General features: G+C 71.1%; 24 protein-coding genes. 7 read left to right on the top strand and 17 right to left on the bottom strand.

Annotated elements, in window-relative coordinates:
• Positions 1-6: 6 nt before the first annotated feature.
• The 9 genes from nuoH to ACFZB9_RS04305 all read right to left on the bottom strand — a co-directional run bounded on the left by nuoH (position 7) and on the right by ACFZB9_RS04305 (position 10457).
• The gene (gene nuoH / locus ACFZB9_RS04345; RefSeq protein WP_391443487.1) at positions 7-1377 is read right to left on the bottom strand and encodes an NADH-quinone oxidoreductase subunit NuoH; all 1371 of its coding nucleotides are present in this window, start codon (positions 1375-1377) and stop codon (positions 7-9) included.
• Positions 1377-3878, bottom strand: a complete 2502-nt coding sequence (locus ACFZB9_RS04340; protein WP_391443486.1) for an NADH-quinone oxidoreductase subunit G — start codon at positions 3876-3878, stop codon at positions 1377-1379. Before ACFZB9_RS04340 ends, nuoH begins: the two co-directional genes overlap by 1 nt.
• Positions 3875-5239: an NADH-quinone oxidoreductase subunit NuoF gene (gene nuoF, locus ACFZB9_RS04335; protein WP_391443485.1), complete on the bottom strand. Its 1365-nt coding sequence runs from the start codon at positions 5237-5239 to the stop codon at positions 3875-3877. The genes ACFZB9_RS04340 and nuoF overlap by 4 nt, the downstream gene beginning before the upstream one ends.
• Complete coding sequence (gene nuoE / locus ACFZB9_RS04330; protein WP_391443484.1) at positions 5239-5994, bottom strand: NADH-quinone oxidoreductase subunit NuoE; 756 nt, start codon at positions 5992-5994, stop codon at positions 5239-5241. Before nuoE ends, nuoF begins: the two co-directional genes overlap by 1 nt.
• Positions 5991-7319, bottom strand: a complete 1329-nt coding sequence (locus ACFZB9_RS04325; protein ID WP_391443483.1) for an NADH-quinone oxidoreductase subunit D — start codon at positions 7317-7319, stop codon at positions 5991-5993. Before ACFZB9_RS04325 ends, nuoE begins: the two co-directional genes overlap by 4 nt.
• Complete coding sequence (locus ACFZB9_RS04320) at positions 7319-8086, bottom strand: NADH-quinone oxidoreductase subunit C (RefSeq protein ID WP_391443482.1); 768 nt, start codon at positions 8084-8086, stop codon at positions 7319-7321. Before ACFZB9_RS04320 ends, ACFZB9_RS04325 begins: the two co-directional genes overlap by 1 nt.
• Positions 8083-8637, bottom strand: a complete 555-nt coding sequence (locus ACFZB9_RS04315) for a NuoB/complex I 20 kDa subunit family protein (protein ID WP_391443481.1) — start codon at positions 8635-8637, stop codon at positions 8083-8085. The genes ACFZB9_RS04320 and ACFZB9_RS04315 overlap by 4 nt, the downstream gene beginning before the upstream one ends.
• 89 nt (positions 8638-8726) lie before the next feature.
• Complete coding sequence (locus tag ACFZB9_RS04310) at positions 8727-9086, bottom strand: NADH-quinone oxidoreductase subunit A (protein ID WP_014137597.1); 360 nt, start codon at positions 9084-9086, stop codon at positions 8727-8729.
• A gap of 414 nt (positions 9087-9500) precedes the next feature.
• Entirely contained in the window at positions 9501-10457 is a 957-nt protein-coding gene (locus ACFZB9_RS04305; protein ID WP_391443480.1) for a DMT family transporter, read from the bottom strand.
• Positions 10458-10605: 148 nt separating this feature from the next.
• Between ACFZB9_RS04305 and ACFZB9_RS04300 the strand changes: the two genes are divergently transcribed.
• The 3 genes from ACFZB9_RS04300 to ACFZB9_RS04290 all read left to right on the top strand — a co-directional run bounded on the left by ACFZB9_RS04300 (position 10606) and on the right by ACFZB9_RS04290 (position 13166).
• Positions 10606-11079: a hypothetical protein gene (locus ACFZB9_RS04300; RefSeq protein WP_391443479.1), complete on the top strand. Its 474-nt coding sequence runs from the start codon at positions 10606-10608 to the stop codon at positions 11077-11079.
• A gap of 213 nt (positions 11080-11292) precedes the next feature.
• Entirely contained in the window at positions 11293-12183 is an 891-nt protein-coding gene (locus tag ACFZB9_RS04295) for a helix-turn-helix transcriptional regulator (protein WP_391443478.1), read from the top strand.
• Between the two features lie 131 nt (positions 12184-12314).
• Entirely contained in the window at positions 12315-13166 is an 852-nt protein-coding gene (locus ACFZB9_RS04290; protein WP_391443477.1) for an oxidoreductase, read from the top strand.
• A gap of 39 nt (positions 13167-13205) precedes the next feature.
• On the opposite strand, the gene ACFZB9_RS04285 is transcribed toward ACFZB9_RS04290, so the two are convergent.
• From ACFZB9_RS04285 to ACFZB9_RS04275, 3 genes are all read right to left on the bottom strand, one after another.
• Positions 13206-13511, bottom strand: a complete 306-nt coding sequence (locus ACFZB9_RS04285; protein ID WP_391444267.1) for a cold-shock protein — start codon at positions 13509-13511, stop codon at positions 13206-13208.
• Between the two features lie 175 nt (positions 13512-13686).
• On the bottom strand, positions 13687-13899 hold the full coding sequence (locus ACFZB9_RS04280; RefSeq protein WP_391443476.1) for a DUF397 domain-containing protein: 213 nt from the start codon (positions 13897-13899) through the stop codon (positions 13687-13689).
• Positions 13875-14717, bottom strand: a complete 843-nt coding sequence (locus tag ACFZB9_RS04275; RefSeq protein WP_391443475.1) for a Scr1 family TA system antitoxin-like transcriptional regulator — start codon at positions 14715-14717, stop codon at positions 13875-13877. Before ACFZB9_RS04275 ends, ACFZB9_RS04280 begins: the two co-directional genes overlap by 25 nt.
• A gap of 122 nt (positions 14718-14839) precedes the next feature.
• Between ACFZB9_RS04275 and ACFZB9_RS04270 the strand changes: the two genes are divergently transcribed.
• The 3 genes from ACFZB9_RS04270 to ACFZB9_RS04260 all read left to right on the top strand — a co-directional run bounded on the left by ACFZB9_RS04270 (position 14840) and on the right by ACFZB9_RS04260 (position 16285).
• Positions 14840-15163, top strand: a complete 324-nt coding sequence (locus tag ACFZB9_RS04270) for a hypothetical protein (RefSeq protein ID WP_391443474.1) — start codon at positions 14840-14842, stop codon at positions 15161-15163.
• Positions 15142-15366, top strand: a complete 225-nt coding sequence (locus ACFZB9_RS04265; RefSeq protein WP_391443473.1) for a hypothetical protein — start codon at positions 15142-15144, stop codon at positions 15364-15366. Before ACFZB9_RS04270 ends, ACFZB9_RS04265 begins: the two co-directional genes overlap by 22 nt.
• Positions 15367-15562: 196 nt before the next feature.
• On the top strand, positions 15563-16285 hold the full coding sequence (locus ACFZB9_RS04260) for a hypothetical protein (protein ID WP_391443472.1): 723 nt from the start codon (positions 15563-15565) through the stop codon (positions 16283-16285).
• Positions 16286-16303: 18 nt separating this feature from the next.
• Here ACFZB9_RS04260 and ACFZB9_RS04255 read toward each other — a convergent pair whose 3' ends face one another.
• The 4 genes from ACFZB9_RS04255 to ACFZB9_RS04240 are packed head-to-tail and all read right to left on the bottom strand — an operon-like array spanning position 16304 to position 21384.
• Positions 16304-17737: a lyase family protein gene (locus ACFZB9_RS04255; protein WP_391443471.1), complete on the bottom strand. Its 1434-nt coding sequence runs from the start codon at positions 17735-17737 to the stop codon at positions 16304-16306.
• The gene (locus ACFZB9_RS04250) at positions 17727-18926 is read right to left on the bottom strand and encodes an MFS transporter (RefSeq protein ID WP_391443470.1); all 1200 of its coding nucleotides are present in this window, start codon (positions 18924-18926) and stop codon (positions 17727-17729) included. Before ACFZB9_RS04250 ends, ACFZB9_RS04255 begins: the two co-directional genes overlap by 11 nt.
• Positions 18926-19582 carry a GNAT family N-acetyltransferase gene (locus ACFZB9_RS04245; protein WP_391443469.1) on the bottom strand — a complete coding sequence of 219 codons (657 nt, stop codon included), beginning with the start codon at positions 19580-19582 and terminating at the stop codon, positions 18926-18928. Before ACFZB9_RS04245 ends, ACFZB9_RS04250 begins: the two co-directional genes overlap by 1 nt.
• Positions 19579-21384, bottom strand: coding sequence for an FAD/NAD(P)-binding protein (locus ACFZB9_RS04240; RefSeq protein ID WP_391443468.1), 1806 nt, complete (start codon positions 21382-21384; stop codon positions 19579-19581). Before ACFZB9_RS04240 ends, ACFZB9_RS04245 begins: the two co-directional genes overlap by 4 nt.
• 339 nt (positions 21385-21723) lie before the next feature.
• Here ACFZB9_RS04240 and ACFZB9_RS04235 point away from each other — a divergent pair, with 339 nt between their 5' ends.
• Positions 21724-22419 (top strand): peptidylprolyl isomerase, encoded by a 696-nt coding sequence (locus tag ACFZB9_RS04235; RefSeq protein WP_391443467.1) that lies wholly within the window; start codon positions 21724-21726, stop codon positions 22417-22419.
• Positions 22420-22541: 122 nt separating this feature from the next.
• On the opposite strand, the gene ACFZB9_RS04230 is transcribed toward ACFZB9_RS04235, so the two are convergent.
• Positions 22542-23825, bottom strand: coding sequence for a geranylgeranyl reductase family protein (locus tag ACFZB9_RS04230; protein ID WP_391443466.1), 1284 nt, complete (start codon positions 23823-23825; stop codon positions 22542-22544).
• Between the last annotated feature and the right edge of the window lie 70 nt (positions 23826-23895).

Raw genomic sequence — 23895 nt, 5'->3', positions numbered from 1 at the left:
CTCGGTTCAGCTCCCTTCCACATGGTTGGCGCCGTGGTTGGCACCGTTCAGCGCGTCCGCCAGCTCCTGCGGCGGGGTGGCCCGCGGCACCCGGCTGCGCCGGCGCGGCACCGGCGGCAGCTCCTGGCCAGGCAGCGGCGGGACCGGGTAGCCGCCCGCCATCGGGTCGAACTCTCCGGCGGGCACGGCGGGTTCGGCCCTCTTCTCCTTGTCCCGGAAGGTGTCCCAGAGCACCGAGAGCAACAGCAGCACAGCCACCGGGGCACCCACGTAGAGCACCACGTTGCCGAAGCCGTTGCCCTCGTTGCGCAGCGCCCGGACGCTGGCCACCATCACCAGCCAGACCAGCGAGACCGGGATGAGCACCTTCCAGCCCAGCTTCATGAACTGGTCGTAGCGCAGCCGGGGCAGGGTGCCGCGCAGCCAGATGAAGAAGAAGAGCAGCAGCTGGATCTTGATGATGATCCAGAGCAGCGGCCACCAGCCGTGGTTGGCGCCGGCCCAGAAGGTGGAGATCGGCCACGGGGCCCGCCAGCCGCCCAGGAACAGGGTGCTGGCGACCGCCGAGACGGTGACCATGTTGACGTACTCGGCCAGCATGAACATCGCGAACTTCAGCGAGCTGTACTCGGTGTTGAAGCCGCCGACCAGCTCGCCCTCGGCCTCGGGCAGGTCGAAGGGCGCCCGGTTGGTCTCCCCCACCATCGCGATGATGTAGACGATGAAGGAGACCGGCAGCAGCACCGCGAACCAGGTGGACCGTTGGGAGTCGACGATCTGCGAGGTCGACATCGAGCCGGAGTAGATGAAGACGGCCGCGAAGGAGAGGCCCATCGCGATCTCGTAGGAGATCATCTGCGCCGAGGAGCGCAGGCCGCCGAGCAGCGGGTAGGTCGAGCCGGAGGACCAGCCGGCCAGCACGATGCCGTAGATCCCGATCGAAGCGGTGGCCAGGATGTAGAGCAGCGCCACCGGCAGGTCGGTGAGCTGCATCGGGGTGCGGGTGCCGAAGATGGAGATCTCGTTGTCGGCGGGGCCGAACGGGATCACCGCGATCGCCATGAAGGCCGGGATCGCACAGACCACCGGCGCCAGGATGTAGACCACCTTGTCCGCCCCGGAGACCACCAGGTCCTCCTTGAGGGCGAGTTTGACGCCGTCGGCCAGCGACTGGAGCAGCCCCCAGGGGCCGTGCCGGTTCGGGCCGATGCGCAGCTGCATCCAGGCGACGACCTTGCGCTCCCAGACGATCGAGACCAGCACGGTGATCAGCAGGAAGGCGAAGCAGAAGACCGCCTTGAGCAGCACCAGCCACCACGGGTCACGCCCGAAGAAGCCCAGCGTCTCGTAGCCGGCGGCGAGTTGAGCGTGGAGCATTACCGTTCCCCTTCCGCCGGGGCGATGGTCACCAGGTGACCGACCGTGGTGCCGAGCGTGCGGTGGACGCCCTGACCAAGGGAGTTGATGGGCAGCCAGACAGTGCGGTCCGGCATCTCCGGGGACAGCTCCAGCGGCAGCTCCAGCGAGCCGGCCGGGCCGCTGACCCGCAGGCGCTCGCTCGCCCCGATCTCAGCGGCGGTGCCGGGCGAGAGCCGGGCCACGGCGCGGTGCCGGGTGCCGGCCAGGTGTTCATCGCCCTGCTGAAGCGTGCCGCGGTCCAGCAGCTGCCGCCAACCTGCCAGCACCGCCTGCCCGTTCGCGGGCCTGGGCAGCGCGGACGGGTGGCCGGCCGGAGCGGCCGGGTGGTCGCCGGTCCACGGTGCGAAGGTGTCCAGCTCCAGCCGGGCGGCCCGGATGTCGGGCAGCCCCAGGGGGTGACCGAGGGCGTCCGCCAGCATGTGCAGCACCCGGACGTCCGAGTGGAGGTGACGGCCCATCTGCTGGTCGGGCTTGAGCGCGGCCTCGAACATCCGCACCCGGCCCTCCCAGTTGAGGAAGGTGCCGGCCTTCTCCGCCACCGCGGCCACCGGCAGCACCACGTCGGCGTGCGCGGTGACGGCCGAGGGGCGCAGCTCCAGCGAGATCACGAAGCCGGCCCTGGCCAGCGCCTCCTCGGCCAGCTGCGGGTCGGGCAGGTCGTCCGGGTCCAGGCCGCCGACCAGCAGCGCGTCGAGGTCCCCGTGCGCGGCGGCGGCCAGGATCTGGCCGGTGTCGCGCCCGAGCCGGGCGGGCAGTTCGGCCACCCCCCAGGCGGTGGCGGCATCGAGGCGGGCGGCCGCGACGGTCACCGGGCGGCCGCCGGGCAGCAGGCCGGGCAGCGCGCCGGCCTCCAGCGCGCCGCGCTCGCCGGCCCGGCGCGGCACCCAGGCCAGCCGGGCGCCGGTGGCGTGCGAGAGCCGCAGCGCCGAGGTGAGCGCGCCGGCCGTCTGCGCCAGGCGCTCGCCGACCATGATCACCGCGCCGGGGCGGCGCAGCAGCTCGGCGGCCCGGCCGGCCTCGTCGCTCAGCGGCTCCTCGGCCGCCAGCGCGCCGAGCCACTCGGCCTCGGTGCCCGGGGCGGCCGGCAGCAGCGAGCCGCCGAGCTTGGCCAGGCCGCGCGAGCGGTGGTCGGCGATGGCGACGACCTTGAGGCCGGAGCGGCTCGCCTTGCGCAGCCGCAGGAAGACGATCGGCGACTCCTCCTCGGGCTCGAAGCCGGCCAGCAGCACCACCGGTGCCTGCTCCAGCGCCCGGTAGGTCACCGGGGCAGGCCCGTTGGGGTCTGGGCTGCTGGGGTCCGGGCCGGCGAGTTCGGGGCCGCTGAGGTCGACCCCGCGCCCGGCCACGGCGGCGGCCAGGAAGTCCGCCTCCTCGGCGCTGTGCGGGCGGGCCCGGAAGTCCACGTCGTTGGTGCCGAGCACCACCCGGGCGAACTTGGCGTAGCCGTAGGCGTCCTCCACGGTGACCCGGCCGCCGGTGAGCACCGCGGTGCGCGAGCCGCGCAGGCCGTCGGCGGCGGCGGCCAGCGCCTGCGGCCAGGAGGTCTCGACGAGCTCACCGGTCTCCCGGTCGCGCACCAGCGGGGTGGTCAGCCGGTCGCGCTGCTGGGCGTAGCGGAAGGCGAACCGGCCCTTGTCGCAGTTCCACTCCTCGTTGACCTCCGGGTCCTCGCCGGCCAGGCGGCGCAGCACCTTGCCGCGCCGGTGGTCGGTGCGCTGGGCGCAGCCCGAGGCGCAGTGCTCGCAGGTGCTGGGCGAGGAGACCAGGTCGAAGGGGCGCGAGCGGAACCGGTAGGCGGCCGAGGTGAGCGCGCCGACCGGGCAGATCTGGATGGTGTTGCCGGAGAAGTACGAGGCGAAGTCGTCGCCGGCGCCGGTGCCGACCTGCTCCAGCGCGCCGCGCTCCAGCAGCTCGATGAACGGGTCGCCGGCGATCTGCTGGGAGAAGCGGGTGCAGCGGGCGCAGAGCACGCAGCGTTCGCGGTCCAGCAGCACCTGGCTGCTGATCGGGATCGGCTTCTGGTAGGTCCGCTTCATGCCCTCGAAGCGGGAGTCGGCGGCGCCGGTGGACATCGCCTGGTTCTGCAGCGGGCACTCGCCGCCCTTGTCGCAGACCGGGCAGTCCAGCGGGTGGTTGATCAGCAGCAGCTCCATGACGCCGCGCTGGGCCTTCTCGGCCACCGGCGAGCTGAGCTGGGTGCGCACCACCATGCCCTCGGCGACCGGGATGGTGCAGGAGGCGACCGGCTTGCGCTGGCCCTCGATCTCCACGATGCACTGGCGGCAGGCGCCGACCGGGTCGAGCAGCGGGTGGTCGCAGAACCGGGGCACCTGGGTGCCGATGGTCTCGGCGGCGCGGATCACCAAGGTGCCCTTGGGGACCTGGACTTCGACGCCGTCGATGGTGAGCGTGACGAGGTCGGTGGCGGCCTTCGCGGACGAGGACTCCGTGACGGTCATGCGTGCACCTCCCTCTCGGTGACGGGCTCGGGGGCCGAGGAGCGGGGGCTCTCGGCCCAGACGGTGGCGGCGGCCGGGTCGAACGGGCAGCGGCGCTCGGTGAGATGGCGCTCGTACTCGGCCCGGAAGTACTTCAGCGAGGAGGCGATCGGGCTGGCCGCGCCGTCGCCCAGCGCACAGAAGGACTTGCCGTTGATGTTGTCGGCGATGTCGAGCAGCTTCTCCAGGTCGCCCTCGACGCCCTCGCCCGCCTCGATCCGGCGCAGCAACTGGACCAGCCAGTACGTCCCTTCGCGGCACGGGGTGCACTTGCCGCAGGACTCGTGGGCGTAGAACTCGGTCCACCGGGTGACCGCGCGCACCACGCAGGTGGTCTCGTCGAAGATCTGCAGCGCCTTGGTGCCGAGCATCGAGCCGGCCGCGCCCACCGCCTCGTAGTCCAGCGGCACATCGAGGTGCTCGTCGGTGAACATCGGGGTTGAACTGCCCCCCGGCGTCCAGAACTTGAGCTGGTGCCCGGCCCGCACCCCGCCGCTGATCTCCAGCAGCTGACGCAGCGTCACGCCCAGCGGTGCCTCGTACTGGCCGGGGTTGGTGACGTGCCCGGAGAGCGAGTAGAGGGTGAAGCCGGGCGACTTCTCGGTGCCCAGCGAGGTGAACCACTCCTTGCCGCGGACCAGGATCGGCGGCACCGAGGCGATCGACTCGACGTTGTTGACCACCGTCGGGCAGGCGTACAGGCCCGCGATCGCCGGGAACGGCGGCCGCAGCCGGGGCTGGCCGCGCCGGCCCTCCAGCGAGTCGAGCAGCGCGGTCTCCTCGCCGCAGATGTAGGCGCCGGCGCCCGCGTGCACGGTGATGTCGAGGTTCACCCCCGAGCCGAGGATGGACCGGCCGAGGAAGCCCGCCTCGTACGCCTCGGCGACGGCCGCGTGCAGCCGGCGCAGCACCGGGACCACCTCGCCGCGCAGGTAGATGAAGGCGTGGTCGCAGCGGATCGCGTAGGAGGCGATCACCATGCCCTCGATCAGCGCGTGCGGGTTGGCGAAGAGCAGCGGGATGTCCTTGCAGGTCCCGGGCTCCGACTCGTCCGCGTTGACCACCAGGTAGTGCGGCTTGCCGTCGTTCTGCGGGATGAACTGCCACTTCAGACCGGTGGGGAACCCGGCGCCGCCGCGCCCGCGCAGGCCGGACTCCTTGACCAGCGCGATCAGCGCGTCCGGGTCCATCGCCAGGGCGTTGCGCAGGCCCTGGTAGCCGTCGTGGCGTTGGTAGGTCTCCAGCGACCACGGCCGGTGGTCGTCCCAGGAGGCGGAGAGCACGGGGCTGAGCAGCTTCTCGGCCGGCTCGGTGGCGGTCATCACGCTTCCGTCCCTTCGTTGCGCGGGGAGACCACGCGGGCACCGGGCGCACCGGGCAGCGACTCGCCCTTGGCCAGCCGCAGCCCGGCCAGGCTGGGCACACCGCCCGCCCCGGACTCGTCGTTGGCGCCCTCGCGCCCGTCCGGGAAACCGGCCAGGATCCGGGCGGTCTCCTTGAAGGAGCAGAGCCGGGCGCCGCGGGTGGGCCGCACCTCGGTGCCCGCGCGCAGCTCGTCGACCAGCTGCTTGGCGCTGTCCGGCGTCTGGTTGTCGAAGAACTCCCAGTTGACCATCACCACGGGGGCGTAGTCGCAGGCCGCGTTGCACTCGATGTGCTCCAGCGAGACCGAACCGTCCTCGGTGGTCTCGTTGTTGCCGATGCCCAGGTGCTGCTGGAGCTCGGCGAAGATCTCGTCACCGCCGAGCACCGCGCAGAGCGTGTTGGTGCACACCCCCACGTGGTACGTCCCGGCGGGCTTGCGCCGGTACATCGTGTAGAAGGTGGCCACCGCGGTGACCTCGGCCGTGGTCAGCTCCACCTGCTCGGCGCAGAACCGGATTCCGGTCGGGCTGACGAAGCCCTCCTCGGCCTGCACCAGGTGCAGCAGCGGCAACAGGGCGGAACGGGCCTGCGGATAGCGGGCGATCAGCTCCTTCGCATCGGCGGCGAGGCGCTGGTGCGTCTCGGGCGGATAGGGCTTGGCCGGCAGCGCCGGCAGCCCGAGGTCGACGCCCGCACGAGGGTCGGATGTCACCGGTCAACGCCTCCCATCACCGGGTCGATCCCGGCCACCGCAACGATCACGTCGGCCACTTGGCCGCCTTCGCACATCGCCGCCATCGACTGCAGATTGGTGAACGAGGGGTCGCGGAAGTGCACCCGGTAGGGCCGGGTCCCGCCGTCGCTCACCACGTGCACACCCAGCTCGCCCTTGGGCGACTCCACCGCCGCGTACGCCTGGCCGACCGGGACCCTGAAGCCCTCGGTGACCAGCTTGAAGTGGTGGATCAGGGACTCCATCGAGGTGCCCATGATCTTCCGGATGTGGTCCAGTGAATTGCCCATGCCGTCCGGCCCGATGGCCAGTTGGGCCGGCCAGGCGATCTTCTTGTCGGCCACCATGACCGGTCCGGGGCGCAGCCGGTCCAGGCACTGCTCGACGATCCGCAGCGACTGCCGCATCTCCTCCAGGCGGATCAGGAACCGGCCGAAGGAGTCCGCGGTGTCCGCGACCGCGACCTCGAACTCGTAGTTCTCGTAACCGCAGTAGGGATCGGTCTTGCGCAGGTCGTGCGGCAGGCCGGTGGCCCGCAGGATCGGGCCGGTGGCGCCCAGGGCCAGGCAGCCGGCCAGGTCCAGGTGGCCGACGTCGACCAGGCGGGCCTTGAAGATCGGGTTGCCGGTGGCCAGCTTGTCGTACTCGTGCATCCGGGAGCGGAAGAGCTTGACCGCCTCGTGGATCTGGTCGACCGCGCCCGGCGGCAGGTCCTGGGCCAGACCGCCGGGGCGCACATAGGCGTGGTTCATCCGCAGGCCGGTGACCAACTCGAAAATGTCCAGGATCAGTTCGCGGTCCCGGAAGCCGTAGATCATCAGCGTGGTGGAGCCGATCTCCATGCCGCCGGTGGCCAGGCACACCAGGTGCGAGGAGATCCGGTTGAGCTCCATCATCAGCACCCGGATCACGGTGGCCCGGTCCGGGATCTGGTCGGTGATGCCGAGCAGCTTCTCCACCGCCAGGCAGTAGGCGGTCTCGTTGAAGAGCGGGGTGAGGTAATCCATCCGGGTGACGAAGGTGGTGCCCTGCACCCAGTTGCGGTACTCCAGGTTCTTCTCGATCCCGGTGTGCAGATAGCCGATGCCGCACCTGGCCTCGGTCACCGTCTCGCCGTCGATCTCCAGAATCAGTCGCAACACCCCGTGGGTGGACGGGTGTTGCGGACCCATATTGACGATGATGCGTTCGTCGTCGGCGCGCGCGACGGCCTCCGCCACCTCGCCCCAGTCGCCACCGGTGACGGTGAAGACCCGGCCCTCGGTGGTCTCGCGTGCTCCCGCCTCGTATTCGGTGCTGCTCATCAGGAGTACGACCTCCGCTGGTCGGGAGCCGGGATCTGGGCGCCCTTGTACTCGACGGGGATGCCGCCGAGCGGGTAGTCCTTGCGCTGCGGGTGGCCCAGCCAGTCGTCCGGCATCATGATCCGGGTCAGCGCCGGGTGACCCTCGAAGACGATGCCGAAGAAGTCGTAGGCCTCGCGCTCGTGCCAGTCGTTGGTGGGATAGACGCTGACCACCGAGGGGATCCGCGGGTCGGCGTCCGGCGCGGTGACCTCGATCCGGATCAGCCGGGTGTGGGTGATCGAGCGCAGGTGGTAGACGGCGTGCAGCTCGCGCCCGGCCTCGCCCGGGTAGTGCACGCCGCTGACGCCCAGGCAGAGTTCGAAGCGCAGCGCCGGGTCGTCGCGCAGCGTGCGGACGGTGGCCAGCAGGTGCTCGCGGGCGATCTGGAAGGTCAGCTCGGACCGGTCGACCACGGTCTTCTCGATCACCACGGCCGGGTCGAGCCCCTGCTCCTCCAGGGCGCCCTCCAGCTCGTCGGCCACCTCGTCGAACCAGCCGCCGTACGGGCGTTCGGCCGGTGCGGGCAGCACGATGGCGGCGGCCAGGCCGCCGAAGCCGGAGGTGTCGCCGCTGCCCTGGGCGCCGAACATGCCCTGGCGGCGGCCGATCACCTCGACCGGGATCTCCTTGCGGGTCTCCGGGAGGGCGGGGGCCTCCGGGGTCGCCGGGGTGTCCGGGGTCTGCGGGCTCTCCGGTCCCTTGGGCTGCTTGGGGGTGTCCGTCATCGCAGCAGCCCCCGCATCTCGCTGGTCGGGGTGGCGTGCAGCGCCTGCTCCTCGGCCGCTTCCTCGGCCCGCCGCTTGTTCACCCCGAGCGGCTCGTGCTGGATCTTGTGGTGCAGCTTGATGATCGCGTCCATCAGCATCTCCGGGCGGGGCGGACACCCCGGCAGGTAGATGTCCACGGGGACGATGTGGTCGACGCCCTGGACGATCGCGTAGTTGTTGAACATGCCGCCCGAGGACGCGCAGACGCCCATCGAGATGACCCACTTCGGGTTCGCCATCTGGTCGTAGACCTGGCGCAGCACCGGGGCCATCTTCTGACTCACCCGCCCCGCCACGATCATCAGATCGGCCTGCCGGGGCGAACCGCGGAAGACCTCCATGCCGAACCGGGCCAGGTCGTAGCGCCCGGCGCCGGTGGTCATCATCTCGATGGCACAGCAGGCCAGTCCGAAAGTGGCCGGGAAGACCGAGGCCTTTCTCACCCACCCCGCGGCGCTCTCCACCGTGGTGAGCAGAAAGCCGCTCGGCAGCTTCTCCTCGATTCCCATCTACTCATCCCTCTCAGTGGCCTCAAGTCCAGCTGATCGCACTGCTGTTGATCGCCCCCGTGGTGATCGCCCGCCGCCCCCTCGGCCGGCTAGTCCCACTCCAGGCCGCCGCGCCGCCAGACGTAGGCGTAGGCGACGAAGACCGTGGCGATGAACAGGAGCATCTCGACCAGCCCGAAGATCCCCAGGGCGTCGAAGCTGACCGCCCACGGGTAGAGGAAGACGATCTCGATGTCGAAGACGATGAAGAGCATCGCCGTCAGGTAGTACTTGATCGGGAACCGACCGCCGCCCACCGGCTGCGGGGTCGGTTCGATGCCGCACTCGTAGGCTTCCAACTTGGCCCGGTTGTAGCGCTTGGGGCCGGTCAGCGAGGCCATCACGACGGAGCCGACCGCGAACGCCGCCGCGATGGCACCGAGTACGAGGATCGGCGCGTAGGCATTCATCTGCCTCGCTCCCTCCGTCCAGTCGTCCTTGACTGCAGATCGGAACTGCCGGGTCACACTGCGGTGATCCGGTGATCCAGTTCCCGAGATCCACCCCATGTGAGGCAGTTCACAAAGCCCGGATCGAGCGCATCCTATGCCCGTCCGCTTGTGATCTGCGACACGCAGTCAGCGGGGATCTTTGTGATCTACACCACCTCGCAGACCGGTAGCCATGACGTCAGGTCGCACGATATGAACGCAAAGAACTCAGATGGTCGCAAACAGTCACATTTATCGGCAGAGTGGCTGGTCAAAGCCGCTTTCCTATATCAACTATGCGCCGATCAACGCAAATTTCTGAGACTCAGATTGACGTGATAAGGCGGCCACTCGACCGGGTGACAGGGCGATGGCGGAGGCTTGACCCTCGGTTCACAAGCGGGCCGGCTCGGGTTCCGGGAGGTCCGCCTCGGCCGCGGGGGCGGCGGCCTGGCTCGGGAGGACGGCGCGGCGGCCGGCCTCGGTGCCGAGCAGGACGAGCACGCCGCCGACGAGGGCGAGCGCGCTGAGGCGGTCGCCGCCGAGGGCGATGCCGAAGACGGCGGCCCAGAGCGGCTCGGTGCCCAGCAGCAGGCTCACCCGGGACGGCGAGGTGGCGCGCACCGCCCACATCTGGACGAAGAACGCGAACAGCGTGCAGAACAGCGCGAGATAGAGCAGCAGCGCCCACTGGCCCGGCCCCCAGCCCGCCGCCACCCGCCACGGCGCCGGCCCGCCGAACGGGCTCGCGAGCACGAACACCAGCGTCGCCGCCGCCAGTTGCACCCAGGTGAGGGCCAGCGAGTCGACCCCGCGCAGCGCCCGGCTGCGCGACATCGCCAGCACGTGCACCGTCCGCAGCACGGCCGCGCCCAGCACCAGCAGGTCGCCGAGCGAGGGCGCGCGCAAGCCCGAGCCCTCGGTCAGCAGCCCGACCCCGAGCAGCGAGAGCGCCGCCGCCCCGACGAAGGCGCGCGGGATCGCGGTGCGGGTCACCACGCTCTCGGCGAGCGGCGTGAGGATCATCGTCAGGCTGATGATCAGCCCGGCATTGGTCGCCGAGGTGTGCACCACCCCGTAGCTCTCCAGCAGGAAGATGCCGCCCAGGATCCCCCCGAGCACCGCCCCACCCCGCCACTGCGCGGCCCCCAGGCCGCGCAGCCCCCGCCAGGCGAACCCCACCAGCAGCGGCAGCACCACGCCGAACCGCAGCACCAGCATCGGCACCACCGTGGTGGCCGAGGCCAGGTGCTTCACCGCGAGGAAGCTCGACCCCCACACCACCGCCACCGCGAGCAGCGGCAGATCGGCGAACGGCGAGCGCGTGGCGGCTTGTGAAGGGCTTCGCATGCGGGATCCGTCCGTGGGGGTGGGCGGTGGCTGGTGCGTGGATCGATCATCGTCGCGCATGGCCGATCAGATGATCAACGGGATTGATCCGAATCCGGGCAGGGTGACAGCAGCCACCTCGCCCGACATCCGAGCTACTGTGGATGACATGACTGTGGCCTACGAGGACGTGCCGTTCAGCGAGCTGCTGCACCACCCTGCCGCGACCACGCGTCGTCTGGACGCCGTCCGCGCCCTTCGGCTGCGCCGACGCGACGCCGGGGATCTCGCGTTGATGCGCATCGACCAGTTGGAACAGGACGCCTCCGTCGTCGACTTCACGTCCCGGCTTCTGGCCGGCCTGGTGCGGACCGGGAACATCGACGCCCTCCGCCAGGCCGTGCCCGAGGCCCTTCCGTGGTGCACGTTCCTGCCCGCCGAGGACGTCGACACGCTGCTCCTGGAGCTGGTGGACACGGCCCGCGGCGCGGTGGCCCTCGACAACCTCGCCCCGATAGCGCTGCTGCTCACTCAGTGGCAGCACAGCGCAGAGGTCTACGCCGACCCCGCCCTGCTCGCGCTGGTCACCCGCGAGCCGGATGGTGACCTCGGTTCGGTGCCACGTCCCGAGGCGGCGGAGTGAGCCCGAAACGCGGCGACCGGGCCCCGCCGCCGCACTACCGCTTCACCGGGAAGCCGCCCCGCACCAGGTGCTCGGGGTCGGGCACCGGCCCGTGGTCGTCCAGCCGCGCCCACCCGTGCAGCCCCGCCGGCGCCGTGGGCGCCCACGGTGCGTAGTACTGGCAGGGCCAGCTACGCCCTTGGTGATCGACTGGGTGACGAGCAGACTCAGGGCATGGGCAACAACGACTTGGGCGACTTCCTGCGGGCCCGCCGTGCCGGACTCACGCCGGATGAGATCGGTCTGCCGGCCGAGTTCGGCGCAGCCGGTCGCCGGGTCGCCGGTCTGCGACGCGGTGAGGTCGCGCAGCTGGCCGGGGTGAGCGCCGAGTACTACACCCGGCTGGAGCAGGGCCGCGCCCGGCAGCCGTCCGAACAGGTCCTGCATGCCCTCTGCGAGGCGCTGCGGTTCGATGACATCGAGCGGCGGCACCTGTTCACCCTCGCGGGCACCGCAGCCGGGCACCAGGACCGGGCCGAGCAGGCGTCACCGCTACGACCGGCGCTGCGACAGGTGTTGGAGTCGATGGATCTTGCTCCTGCCTTCGTCAGCGACCGCAACCTCACCGTCGTCGGCGGGAACACGATGTGGGCGCTGCTGTTTCCCGATGTGGCCGAGCTGCCGCGCCGGGAACGCAGCATGGCGCGCTGGACGCTGCTGGATCCGCGGGCTCGCCTGGTGTGGTGCGACTGGGAACGCGTCGCCCGCGACTACGTGCACGGTTTGCGGCTGGCCTCCGCCGCCCAGCCGCGGAACCAGCGCATCGCCACCCTGATCGGTGAGCTGATGATGCGCTCACCCGAGTTCCCGGCGTGGTGGTCGGAACACCGCGTCCAGGAACGCAGCACCGGCCTCAAGCGCCTCCACCACCCCGTCGCCGGTGACCTGGAACTGCAGTACGAGATCTTCACCTCGGTCGCCGACCCGGGCCAATCGCTCGTCGTCTACAGCGCGCCGTCCGGCTCGCCGTCCCAGGAGCGCCTGCGACTGCTGGCCAGCTGGGGCACCGCACCCGCCACCGCACCCGCCACCCCGACGCCCCGGGCCGCCGCCGCCGAGTCCTGACCGGTTCGCCCGAACCGGGCGAACCGGCACCGACACCACCCAGCCACGACCCCGCCGTACCCGCGGGGTCGATGCCGCCGTGCCCACGCACGCCCCGCGGCCTGACACCCATCCCCGAAAGGATTCCCCCAGTGAGCAAGACATTCCTGATCACCGGCGTCAGCACCGGCCTCGGCCTGGCCATCGCCCGACGAGCCCTGGCCGCCGGACACCGGGTCGCGGGCACCGTGCGCACCGAACAGCACGCGGCCGCCTTCCGCGCCCTGGACCCCGACCGCGCCCGGGCCTTCATCCTCGACCTGTCCGATGCGGACCGGATCGACCCCACGGTGCGGGCCGCCGAAGCGGAACTGGGCCCGATCGAGGTGCTCGTGGCCAACGCCGGCTACGGGCTCGAAGGCACCTTCGAGGAGTCGTCGATGGCCGATCTGCGCCGCCAGTTCGAGGTCAACGTCTTCGGCACGGTGGCGACCGTGAAAGCGGTCCTGCCCGGCATGCGGGAACGGCGCACCGGCCACATCTTCGTCATCACATCGATGGGCGGACACACCACCTTCCCCGGACTGGCCTTCTACGAAGGCACCAAGCACGCCCTGGAAGGCATCACCGGCACCCTCGCCCAGGAGGTCACCCAGTTCGGCGTGCGGGTCACCGCCGTAGCCCCCGGCGCGTTCAAGACCGACTGGGCCGGCAGGTCACTGGTCCGCGCACCACGCAGCATCCCCGACTACGACGCACTGTTCGACCCGATCCGCACCCGCCGCCAGGCCCTCGCGGGTCAGGGCATCGGTGACCCCGACCGCGCGGGCGAGGCCATCCTCACCCTCCTGGACGTGGAGAAGCCTCCCGTGCACCTCCTGCTCGGCTCGGACGCGCTCCGCCTGGTCAGCGCCGGGCGCCGACGCGTCCAGGACGACTTCGACGCCTGGGAAGACCTCAGCCGCTCCACCGACTCCGCCGAAGGCGGGGTAACGGTCGCCTGACGCCGGACACTTCACCGAAGATGGTCGGCGCCTCGTCCGTCATCGGTCCCCGTCGTGCAAGTCCGCTGTGTTTGACGCGGGCCCGGGTCGGTCGACCACGGGGCGGATGCGGTCGGCCTGAGGGCCCTTCGGTCCCTTGGAGGTCTCGAACTCGACGCGCTGACCGTCGATCAGCTCGCGGAAGCCGGTGGCCTCGATCTCGGAGTAGTGGGCGAAGAGATCGGGGCCCGGCTCATCCGGCGTGATGAAGCCGAAGCCCTTCTCGGGGTTGAACCACTTCACGATGCCGGTGCTCCGGTGCAGACCTGGGGGGACCCGATCCTGCGGCGCGGCGGCGACGGGCATACGCGGCAGCAGAAGGCTCTGCAGCACGGCGGCGCGGCGCGTGAACTCCGCGGCGAGCTCGCCCAGTGCGGCGATCTCCTGCCGAAGGCGCTCGACGTCCGCCGCCGAGAGGGGGGCGGGCTCGACGGCATCGTGCTTGTCGGCTTTGGACGGCCAGAACCCCATCGTTCCCCTCCTATGCCAGTTCGCCGCGCTTGACACCTGCGAGGAACGCGGCGAACGAGGCGGCGGGGAAGACGAGGGCCGGACCGGAGGGGTCCTTCGAGTCACGGACGGGGAGGACACCGGGGAACCCGTCCGCGACCTCGATGCAGTCGTTCTGCGTGCTGCCGCTGTGGCTGGACTTGCGCCAGGCAGCGGCGCTCAGGTCAAGGGCGGGAGTTCCCATAGATACCGCTCCTCCATCACGTTCCGGATGAAGGCCGCCGACATCTCGGGATCGAGCGCTGCGGCCTGAATCCGATCGTAGAGGACGGTAAAGCGGGCAACCTTCTCCGGTTCCTCGAAGAATCGGCCGGTCTGAAGCCCCTCGGTGTAGGCCGCCCGGGAGCCGTCCGGCATGGTGAGCAAGCACAACGATCCGACTACGACGTTGGGGTCAAGCGCTCCGAACGGGATCACCTGCACATCGATCCGGGGACGCGCGTTCAGGTCCAGCAGGTGGGCCAGTTGCCCGCCCATCACATGACGGCCTCCGATATTGCGATAGAGGGCCGACTCGTCAAGCGTGAACCGGCACCAGGGCGGATCATCCCCATCGAGGATCACCTGTCGGGCAAGGCGGATCGGGACCTTCTCCTCGACGCTGCCATCAGACAGGACCGTCCCAGCGCTGAAGATCGCCCGCGCGTAGCCTTCGGTCTGCGCCAGGCCCGGGATCGCAGGACCGTAGCTCTGGATGACCCTGGCCTGCCCCTGCCGCAGCAGGAAGATCCTCGCGTAGTCGTCCACCCGCGCGACGCCGATGTGGCGCCACAGGTCGATCAGCTCGCCGTTCGCGTCCAGCGCCGCATCCAGCAGCTTGATCATCTCCCAGCCCGGCGGGTCGGTCGCCAGCTCGATCTGGGCGATCCGGTTGTGCGAGACGAAGACGAGCTGCCCCAGCTGCTTCTGGGTCAGCCCCCTCGCCTCGCGTCTCTTGCGGATCTGGGCCCCGAGATAGGCGGCCACGGATGCCGTGGGATCGAGTTCTTTCGGCGCAGGCATAGCCACTCCCGTTCACACCAAGCCGATTTGAAGGCTTCCCCCCTGGCGATGCTAACTCCGGAGCGCGACGCTTATTCCACGGATCGTGAGATTCTCCCCACTGAGCGCACTGAAAGTCAGTTATGACAAATCATCAGATCTACTCTCCCCCACCCCCGCTCGTCGACCGCGGCCTCCCCGAGTGCCAGTGCCCGGCCGACTGCGGCGGGCGCCCGGAGGCGATGCTCCGGCTCGCCCCCAGCTACCCCGTCGTCCGCGACGACGGCCGCGTCAAGCCCCCCGAGCACCCCCACTCCCCCACCCGGCGCGGCGAGTTGGTGTTCGACACGCTCAACCAGCGCCCGGGCGCGTTCATGGACCGCCAGCGGGACCTCGTCTACCTGCGCCCCGAACGCGGCGGCCCCGAGTGGGAGGTGGACGTCAAATGGCTCGTCCGTCCCTCGTGAGCCTGCCCTCCCGTCGCCAGGCCAAGGCGGCCATGGACGAGTTGGCCGACGCCCTGGACGACGCGGACGTCGACCTGGACGATCTTTCGGCCGGCTGGTACGTCACTCCCGACGGCACCGTCCTCATCCAGCTCCGCCCGCTCCACCCCACCGAGGTGCGCCAACTCGCCGAGGCCATCCGCCCCGCGGACGACGAGGAGTGACCACCGGCCGGATAGCAGCGGAAGTCGGCCGGCCCGGCTTCCGCTCCCCCTTCCACTCCCCCGCACGGCTTTCGTCACGGGTTACCCACGATCGTCACAGGCGTGCAACACGCGTGACCTGGGCAAAGGTCCGGCACGTGTACCTGAGTGAGAGCGGCCGCAGGGGCCGTCACATCGACCCAGGGGGACACTCACCATGCGCAACCGCCGGATCTTCGCCACCACCACGCTGCTCGCCGCCGCGCTGACCCTGTCGCTCAGCGCCTGCGGCCCCGACGAGACGACCGCCGCCGGCCCGGCCAAGAGCACCGGCCCGAGCGCGACGGCGAACCCGAGCGCGAGCGCCACCGCCCCTGCGACCACCGCCCCGAGCACCGCCCCGAGCAGCGCCCCGGTCACCGGTGCCCCGGCCTCGAACCCGGCCGCGACCCCGACCCCGAAGACCACCCCCATCGGGCTGCCCACCTCGCAGCCCAGCGCGAAGCCCAGTGCGAAGCCGACGACGGCCAAGCCCACCGCCGCCGCCCCCACCCCCGGCTCCGACTGCACGGCCGCCGCGAACCACCCCGGCCACAAGGTCATCAACGCCACCGTGGCCTGGGGCGACCCGAACCGGATCGGCGCGAACGCGACGAAGTTCGTCTGCGGCCCGGACGTCCCCAACGACGGCTACTACCAGGCCGTCGCGCCGAACACCGGCTACACCTTCGCCCCGGACGCCAAGGCCACGCTGCTGGGGCGCTACATCTCGACGGACCCCAGCACGGCCGTCTCGATCACCGACCTGCTGACGCACATCAACCAGTGCGTCCAGAACCCCGGCGCGGACGGCCCGCACCTCTGCTACGGCAACAACTACGACGTTACCGTCAACGGCGCGGGCCAGATCACCACCATCACCGAGCTCTACCACCCCTGAGGGGCCCTCACCCGCTGATCACCCCGCCAACGCGGCGAAGCTCGCCTCCATCGCGTCCTTCGCCGCGCCGAGCCGCCCGGCCACCGCGTCGAGCCACCCGGTGTCGACCCGCAACGCCTCCTGGGCCGCCGCGAGCATCCGCTGGAACTCGGCCGGCTGCGGCCCGCCGAGCCCCCGGTAGGAGGCGACCATGCTGACCGGGTCCAGCGCGGCGCGGAACTCCTCCTCCGTCATCGGGAGTTCCGCACTCACTCCGCTGAACTCCCCCGCGATCTCGCGGTAGAGCCGCAGCGCCTCGGCGAAGTCGAGCCGCTCCACGGTCAGTTGGGCGCCGCGCCCGTAGGTGACCAGCGCGGAGGCGAACCGGTGGCCGACGTGGAACGGGACGTCGGCGTCGCGCTGCAGCACGTTCGCCAGCTCCGAGGTGGTCGAGTAGTCGGAGCGCACCTCCGCCAGCCCGGCCTGCTCGTCCAGCCGCAGCCCGGCGACGATCGCGTTGACCTCCGCGAGCAGCGCGAGGGTGCGGTCCAGGGTGCGCTGCGCCTCGGCCCGCTTGTAGTCGGTCAGCCCGGAGCAGACGTTGTGGGCGGCGAGCGCGGTGGACACCCCGTCGCCGATCACCTCGCTGGCCAGCAGCCGGGCGCGGTTGAGCGCGACGGGGTTGCGCTTCTGCGGCATCAGGGTGCTCGGGCTGAGCAGGTCGGTGTTGTCCAGGGTGATCCACGGCCGCGCGTGGTGGTACTGGGCGTGCACGTCCTGGATGAAGGTGCCGATCGACAGCGCCATCGCCATCGCGGCCGACGCCACCTCGAAGCCGACGTCGATCGGCGAGAGCTGGGCCGCGTCGAAGGAGTTCGACACCGGCTCGTCGAAGCCGAGCAGTTCGGCCAGCCGCTCCCGGTCGACCGGGAAGCTGGAGGTGGCCAGCGCGGCGGCGCCCAGCGGGCAGGCGTTGAGGCGCGGGTACGCGGCGGCCAGCCGGTCGGCCGAGCGCCGCAGAGTCGCCTCGTAGCCGAGCAACAGGTGCCCGAAGGTGGTCGGCTGGGCCTGGACGCCGTTGGTGTAGGCGGGCACGATCGCCGTGCCGTACTGCTCGGCACGGGCGAGCAGGCCCGCGCGCAGCTCGCCGAGCGCGCGGTGCACCAGCACCAGGCGGTCGCGCAGCAGCAGCCGGTAGACGGTGGGCAGCATGTCCTGCCGGCTGCGGCCCGAGTGGATCCGGGAGCTGTCCGGCCCCACCAGCCGGCGGACCAGCGGCTCCACCTGCAGGTAGTCGGTGGGCCGTTCGGCGCCGGGCGCCTCGGCGTCTGCGAGCACCTTGACGATCGCGGCGGCCGTGCGGGCGCCCACCTCGCGCGGTGCGATGCCCTCCTCCACGGTCATGACGGTGGAGGCCTTGTCCAGCTCGCAGAGCCAGTAGAAGGTGTCCCGGGTCTTCAGATCATCGGTCATACAGAGGCTCCTCAAGAAGATGACGACGGGGCTGCCCGACCGGGGCCGGCCGCCAGGCGGCGAGCGCCACCAGGACGCTGACGCCGACCACCACCGCCAGCAGGGCGGCGCACGCGCTCCACCCGGCGGCGGTGTACAGGGGTGACGGTGCGACGGCGCCGATGCTGCCGCCGGCGTAGTAGCAGGTGAGATAGAGCCCGACCGCACTCGACCGGGCGGCTCCGCCGGCCTCGGCGGCGTAGCCGATGGCGCAGGCCTGGCCGGAGAAGACGCCGGTCGACGAGGCCGCCAGGCCCACGATCACGGCCGGGGTGGACGGGATCAGGGTCAGCCCGAGGCCGGCCAGCGACACCAGGCTGACCAGGAGGTAGGTCCGCAGCCGCCCGATCCGGCCGATCAGCCGGCCGGTGAGCGGGGTGACCACCACCGCGACCAGGAAGACCGCGAAGACCGCGCCGATCTCGAAGGTGCTCAGCCCGAACGGCGGGGCCTTGAGCCGCATTCCGGCGTAGGTGAACGCGCCGACCTGGAGGAAGAGGATCGAGGCCCCGATCAGGCAGGTGCCCAGCAGCCGGGCGTTGCCGAAGTGCCCGCCGATGCCGCGCAGGCTGGCCAGCAGCGAGTCCGAGCGGCAGAAGGCCCGCTCCCGGGGCAGCCAGGCCGCGGTGGCCGCCAGCGTCACCAGCAGCACGAGCGCCAGCACGACGAACGAGGCCCGCCAGCCGAACCGCTCGGTGGCCGCGCCGGACAGGAACCGCCCGCAGAACCCGCCGAACGCCGTGCCGGAGACGTAGAGGGCGTTGGCCCGCTGCGCCGCCGGCCCGGTGTACTCCTCGGCGAGGTAGGAGACGGCCACCGCGAAGACGAACGGGATGAGCAGGCCCTGGACGAGGCGGAACGCCAGCATCGCGGCGAAGTTCCAGGCCACCGCACAGGCGAGGGTGGCGGCGAACGCTCCCGCGATCGCCGCCACCATCACCCGCTTGCGGCCCAGGTAGTCCGAGACCGACCCGGCGAACGGGGCGACCAGCGCGACCCCGAGGGTCGTCGCGGTGATCGTCCAGGTGCTGCGGCCGAGCGGGACGTGCAGGTCCCGGGCGAGGTCGGGCAGCAGCGGCTGGGTGGAGTAGATGTTGAGCAGGGCGCACAGGCCGAGCAGGAAGACGGCCGTCCTGGCCCGCAGCGACACTACGCCGACTCGCCGGCCGGCCCGGCCCCGGCCACCGCCGGCGCCCCGGCGCGGTCGAGCTTCCAGGTCAGGTGCCGCTTCACGGCGGGCCATTCGCTGTTGAGGACGCTGTAGTAGCAGGTGTCCCGCAGCGTCCCGTCGGGCAGGATCACGTGATTGCGCCAGACACCCTCCAGCTTCGCCCCGAGCCGTTCGATCGCCCGTCGGCTCGGCATGTTGAAGTAGGCGGTGCGGAAGCCGACCGCGATGCAGTCCGCCTCCTCGAAGGCGTGCCGGAGCAGCAGCAGCTTCGCCTCGGTGTTCAGCGCGGTGCGCTGCACGCTGCCGCGGTACCAGGTGTGCCCGATCTCCAGCCGCCGGTTGTCCGGGTCGGCGTTCATGTAGGCGGTCATGCCCGCGATGCGCCCGGTGGCGTCGAGCACCGTGAAGGGCACCATCCGGCCCTGCTCGGCGAGGCCGAGCCGCCACTCGATCTCGCGCGCCATGCCCTCCGGGGAGGGCACCGCGGCGAACCAGGTGTCCCACACCCGGCCGTCCTGCACGGCCTCCACCAGCTGGGCCTCGTGCCCTTCTTCGAGCGGGACCAGCGTGACGTGGTCGCCGTGCACGGTGAACGGGTCGATCCACCGGGCGCGCTGCTGGGTGGTGCTGGTCATGCTGACTGCTCCTTCAGGGACGACTTCAGGGACGGCTGCAGAGACGGCTTCAGGGACGGCTTCAGGGACGAGGGGGCCATCGCGGTGGCGGTGGGGTGCTGCTGCGGCGCCAGCAGGTGGTCGGTCATGGCCTGGACGGCCGCGGCGGCGTCGGCGGTGATCCGGGAGTCGACCCCGGGGGCCGGCAGCATGTTGGTGAAGTAGTGCGCGCCCTCGGTGAGATGGCCCAGCGCGCAGAGGTTCGGCACGACCTCGCCGCCCGCGGAGATCAGCCGTCCGGCGGTGTCGATGTCGAGCCCGCCGGGCCGGAACCCGTCGTTGACGAAGGGGCGGGCGTGCCCGCCGGCGAGCAGCGAGCGGACCAGCGGCGAGCTGTCCTGCTCGGGCAGGAAAGGGTCGACACCGGCGCCGACCAGCACATCGCAGCGGGTCGCCGGGGTGGACTGCAGGCCGCTCTCGATGACGAACTCGGCGGTGTCCGGATCGGTCCGCACCGCCGCGCCCGGCCCGGCCCCGAGGTGCAGCAGGCCGCGATCGAAGAGCGCGCGCCACTCCCGTGACCGGGAGGGGGGCGGTCCCGCGGCCACCGCGTTCAGCATCGGGGCGTACACCTGGCAGAACCGCTGGTGCGATTCGGCCGTCAGCCCCCGGTGTTCGACGGCCCAGCGCAGGACGTCGCGCAGGTCGCGCAGCGCGTCGGTGGCGGCCTTGACCGGGTTGCGCAGGTTGCCCTCGGCGGCGCGGCGCTCGTCGGTCCGCAGGAACTCGACGAGCTCGGCCTGGTATTCGCCGAGGGTTCGGCGGCCGGGTTCAGGCCTGCGGAGAATCGACTCGATTTCGTCGGAGCCCGGTATTCCGCCGGCCATTTCCGCGGCCCGGCGCAGCTCGGCCTGCAGCAGCGGCAGCAGGTGCTCCTCGAAGTCGAGCTGCCCGTGCCGCAGTTGCAGGGTGCGCAGCTCCTCCGGGGTCAGGAATGCGGGGCGGTACACGTCCGCCGGCGTTTTCTGGTTCACCGCCCGGGGCGAGAATATCCGGCCACTGCGCGAGTAGACGTGCAGCTGCGGCTCCTCGCCGCTGGGGCGGTAGACCAGGTCGCCGTCGGCCCCCGGCAGGAACCGCCCGCCGCGGCCGACGGTGAGGCTGGCGACCGTGTCGATCGCCGACAGCCCCATGCCGCGGACCGCGACCCGGGCGCCCGGCTCGATGGTCTCCAGCTTCTGCAGCGGGTAGCAGTTGCGCAGGTAGCGCAGCCGCGGGTTGACGTGGCGGTGGTCGGCGACGAACTGCTGGACCTGGTGATCCGCGCCGGTCGGGTGGTTCGTGCCGTGCCCGGTGGTGAGGAAGACGAAGTCGGCGGCGACGATCGCGCCGTCCGACAGGTGGAGCGCCCAGGACCCGTCCCGCAGCGCGCGCAGCGTCTCGGCGCTCGCCCGGTGCTCGTGGATCCGGACCTTGTCGGGTGCGTGCCGGCGCAGCCGCCGGTAGCAGTGGCCGAGGTAGCGGCCGAGGACGGCGCGCGGCAGATAGGTGTCCTCGGGGACACCGGCCCAGTCGGCCAGGCTCGGGCCGGAAATCGACTGCCCGGCAGCGGCGGCGTCGCCGGTGCGGAACATCGTGACCTGGCCGGCGACGGTGTTCATGAGCAGATAGTTCGGCTGATCCGGGTAATGGGTACCGGCGCCGGGCTGGTGCGGGTCGATGAGGTGGACCGACAGGCCGTCCCAGGGAATCCGGGCCAGGCCGCAGATCCGTTCCAGAACGCTGAGCCCGCGCGGGCCCCCACCCACGATTGCTACGGACACGTGTGTCGAAGTCAAACCCACCCCTAGGTAAAGGAATCGCAATGATTCCGGAAATCCCCCTTAATGCTGATATTCAACTTAGTCATAACGATCTGATATTGAGAAGTTGACTTCCGGCCAAGAATGTACTGGGGTTCAGCCATTGGCCAGCGGAGATGAGGGCAGGTCAGGAGGGCCGTCCATCCTGGCGTTGACCTGCCGGGACGACACCGCCCCGCCGATCCGGAATGACTTGTGTGACCGGTGGGCATGACGTTGTGCGCATGACACCTCGCACGACGCCTCGCACGACAGCGCACATGACACCCGGTCAGTCATCCCTCACCCGAGAGGTCCTCCATGGCCCGCACCCGCCTCGCCACCGCAGCAGCAGCCGCCACCCTGGTGCTCTGCGCGACCAGCGCCGCCTCGGCCGCCACCGTCTCGCCGGACGCCAAGCCCGCCCAGGCCGCGCCCGCGCCCACCGGGGCACCCGCCACCTGCGGCTACACGAAGGCCGTGCCCGCCGACAAGTTCCAGGGCATCCCGGTCTTCGACGCCGCGAAGGCCGCGAAGCCGTTCCACGCCACGGTGCGCACCAGCCAGGGCTCGGTGACCTTCCAGGCGCTCACGGCGGCGGCCCCGTGCACCACCTTCTCGTTCCGCTTCCTGGCCGAGCACCACTACTTCAACGACACCCACTGCCACCGGCTCACCACCCAGGGCATCTTCGTGCTGCAGTGCGGCGACCCGACCGGGACGGGCAGCGGCGGCCCCGGCTACTCCTTCAACGACGAGAACCTGACCGGCGCCACCTACCCGGCGGGCACCGTGGCGATGGCCAACGCGGGCCCGAACACCAACGGCAGCCAGTTCTTCTTCGTCTGGAAGGACACCAAGCTGCCCCCGGCCTACACGCCGTTCGGGCAGGTGACCGGTGGGCTGGACGTGCTGCAGAAGATCGCCGCCGGCGGCGAGGACGACCAGAACGGGGCCGGCGACGGGTTCCCGACCCTGCCGGTGAACATCCACGGCGTGAAGATCAGCAACCACTGACCGGACGCCACCGACCGGACGCCACCGACCGAGCGGCCGGAGCAGGCGCTACGGACAAGCACCGGTGCCCCGCCCGAAAAGGCGGGGCACCGGTGTCGCGCGGGCTCGGTCCGTGGGGCCGCTCAGGCGTTCGGCGCCACCTTGGCCAGGCCGTTGATGATCCGGTCCATCGCGTCCCCGCCCTGCGGCTCCGTCAGGTTCGCCAGCAGCTTCAGCGTGAAGCGCATCAGCATCGGGTGGGTCAGCCCGCGCTGGGTGGCCAGCTGCATCACCTTCGGGTTGCCGATCAGCTTCACGAAGGCCCGGCCGAGCGTGTAGTAGCCGCCGTAGACCTCCTTGAGGGTGGCCGGGTAGGCGTGCAGCGCGCGCTCGCGCCCGCCGTCCGTCACCCGGGCGAAGGCCTGCACGATGGTGCGCGCGGCGATCTGGCCCGACTCCATCGCATAGGCGATGCCCTCGCCGTTGAACGGGTTGACCATGCCGCCGGCGTCACCGACCAGCAGCAGGCCGCGGGTGTAGTGCGGCTGGCGGTTGAAGGCCATCGGCAGCGCGGCGCCGCGGATCGGGTCGGTCATGTTCTCGGGGGTGTAGCCCCACTCGGCCGGCATGCTGGCGCACCAGGACTTGAGCACCTCGCGCCAGTCCAGCTCGCCGAAGGCGGGCGAGGAGTCCAGGATGCCCAGGCCCACGTTGGAGGTGCCGTCGCCCATGCCGAAGATCCAGCCGTAGCCCGGCAGCAGCTTCTTCTCGCCACCGCGGGTGTCCCACAGCTCCAGCCAGGACTCCAGGTAGTCGTCCGAGCCGCGCGGGGAGGTGAAGTACGTCCGGTAGGCGACGCCCATCGGGCGGTCCTCGCGGCGGTGCAGGCCCATCGCCAGCGAGAGGCGGGTGGAGTTGCCGTCGGCGGCCACCACCAGCGGTGCCCGGAAGACGACCTCGCGCTTGTCCTGGCCCAACTTGGCGGTCACGCCCACGATCTTGCCGGTGCGCTCGTCCAGCACCGGACCGGAGACGTTGCAGCGCTCGTAGAGCCGGGCGCCGGCCTTCTCGGCCTGACGGGCCAGCAGCTCGTCGAAGTCGGCCCGCTTGCGGACCAGTCCGTAGTCCGGGAACGAGGACAGCTCGGGCCAGTCCAGTTCGAGCCGGACCCCGCCGCCGATGATCCGCAAGCCCTTGTTGTGCAGCCAGCCGTTGGCGGTGGAGACGTCGATGCCCATGTCCACCAACTGCTTGGTGGCACGCGGGGTCAGGCCGTCGCCGCAGACCTTCTCGCGCGGGAACTCGGTCTTCTCCAGCAGCAGGACGTCCAGGCCGGCCTGGGCCAGGTAGTAGGCGGTGGTCGCGCCCGCCGGGCCGGCTCCGACCACGATGACGTCAGCGGAGCTCTCGACGGCGGTCTCGGTCACGGTGGGCACTCTCCTGGCACTACGGGACTGGCTGACGGTCCCGAGCAGTCTACGGCGCTTTGACCCGGCG

Origin of the sequence: Kitasatospora sp. NPDC008050, assembly GCF_042957465.1 — a bacterium.
Taxonomy (GTDB): Bacteria; Actinomycetota; Actinomycetes; order Streptomycetales; family Streptomycetaceae; genus Kitasatospora.
This window is presented reverse-complemented; position numbering and strand designations above follow the sequence as displayed.

Bases quoted from the DNA above. Each gene is read 5' to 3' on its own strand.
- nuoH (WP_391443487.1), bottom strand. From the start codon at position 1,377: ATGCTCCACGCTCAACTCGCCGCCGGCTACGAGACGCTGGGCTTCTTC.
- ACFZB9_RS04340 (WP_391443486.1), bottom strand. From the start codon at position 3,878: ATGACCGTCACGGAGTCCTCGTCCGCGAAGGCCGCCACCGACCTCGTC.
- nuoF (WP_391443485.1), bottom strand. From the start codon at position 5,239: ATGACCGCCACCGAGCCGGCCGAGAAGCTGCTCAGCCCCGTGCTCTCC.
- ACFZB9_RS04325 (WP_391443483.1), bottom strand. From the start codon at position 7,319: ATGAGCAGCACCGAATACGAGGCGGGAGCACGCGAGACCACCGAGGGC.
- ACFZB9_RS04320 (WP_391443482.1), bottom strand. From the start codon at position 8,086: ATGACGGACACCCCCAAGCAGCCCAAGGGACCGGAGAGCCCGCAGACC.
- ACFZB9_RS04315 (WP_391443481.1), bottom strand. From the start codon at position 8,637: ATGGGAATCGAGGAGAAGCTGCCGAGCGGCTTTCTGCTCACCACGGTG.
- ACFZB9_RS04310 (WP_014137597.1), bottom strand. From the start codon at position 9,086: ATGAATGCCTACGCGCCGATCCTCGTACTCGGTGCCATCGCGGCGGCG.
- ACFZB9_RS04305 (WP_391443480.1), bottom strand. From the start codon at position 10,457: ATGCGAAGCCCTTCACAAGCCGCCACGCGCTCGCCGTTCGCCGATCTG.
- ACFZB9_RS04300 (WP_391443479.1), top strand. From the start codon at position 10,606: ATGACTGTGGCCTACGAGGACGTGCCGTTCAGCGAGCTGCTGCACCAC.
- ACFZB9_RS04295 (WP_391443478.1), top strand. From the start codon at position 11,293: ATGGGCAACAACGACTTGGGCGACTTCCTGCGGGCCCGCCGTGCCGGA.
- ACFZB9_RS04285 (WP_391444267.1), bottom strand. From the start codon at position 13,511: ATGCCCGTCGCCGCCGCGCCGCAGGATCGGGTCCCCCCAGGTCTGCAC.
- ACFZB9_RS04280 (WP_391443476.1), bottom strand. From the start codon at position 13,899: ATGGGAACTCCCGCCCTTGACCTGAGCGCCGCTGCCTGGCGCAAGTCC.
- ACFZB9_RS04275 (WP_391443475.1), bottom strand. From the start codon at position 14,717: ATGCCTGCGCCGAAAGAACTCGATCCCACGGCATCCGTGGCCGCCTAT.
- ACFZB9_RS04270 (WP_391443474.1), top strand. From the start codon at position 14,840: ATGACAAATCATCAGATCTACTCTCCCCCACCCCCGCTCGTCGACCGC.
- ACFZB9_RS04265 (WP_391443473.1), top strand. From the start codon at position 15,142: ATGGCTCGTCCGTCCCTCGTGAGCCTGCCCTCCCGTCGCCAGGCCAAG.
- ACFZB9_RS04260 (WP_391443472.1), top strand. From the start codon at position 15,563: ATGCGCAACCGCCGGATCTTCGCCACCACCACGCTGCTCGCCGCCGCG.
- ACFZB9_RS04255 (WP_391443471.1), bottom strand. From the start codon at position 17,737: ATGACCGATGATCTGAAGACCCGGGACACCTTCTACTGGCTCTGCGAG.
- ACFZB9_RS04245 (WP_391443469.1), bottom strand. From the start codon at position 19,582: ATGACCAGCACCACCCAGCAGCGCGCCCGGTGGATCGACCCGTTCACC.
- ACFZB9_RS04235 (WP_391443467.1), top strand. From the start codon at position 21,724: ATGGCCCGCACCCGCCTCGCCACCGCAGCAGCAGCCGCCACCCTGGTG.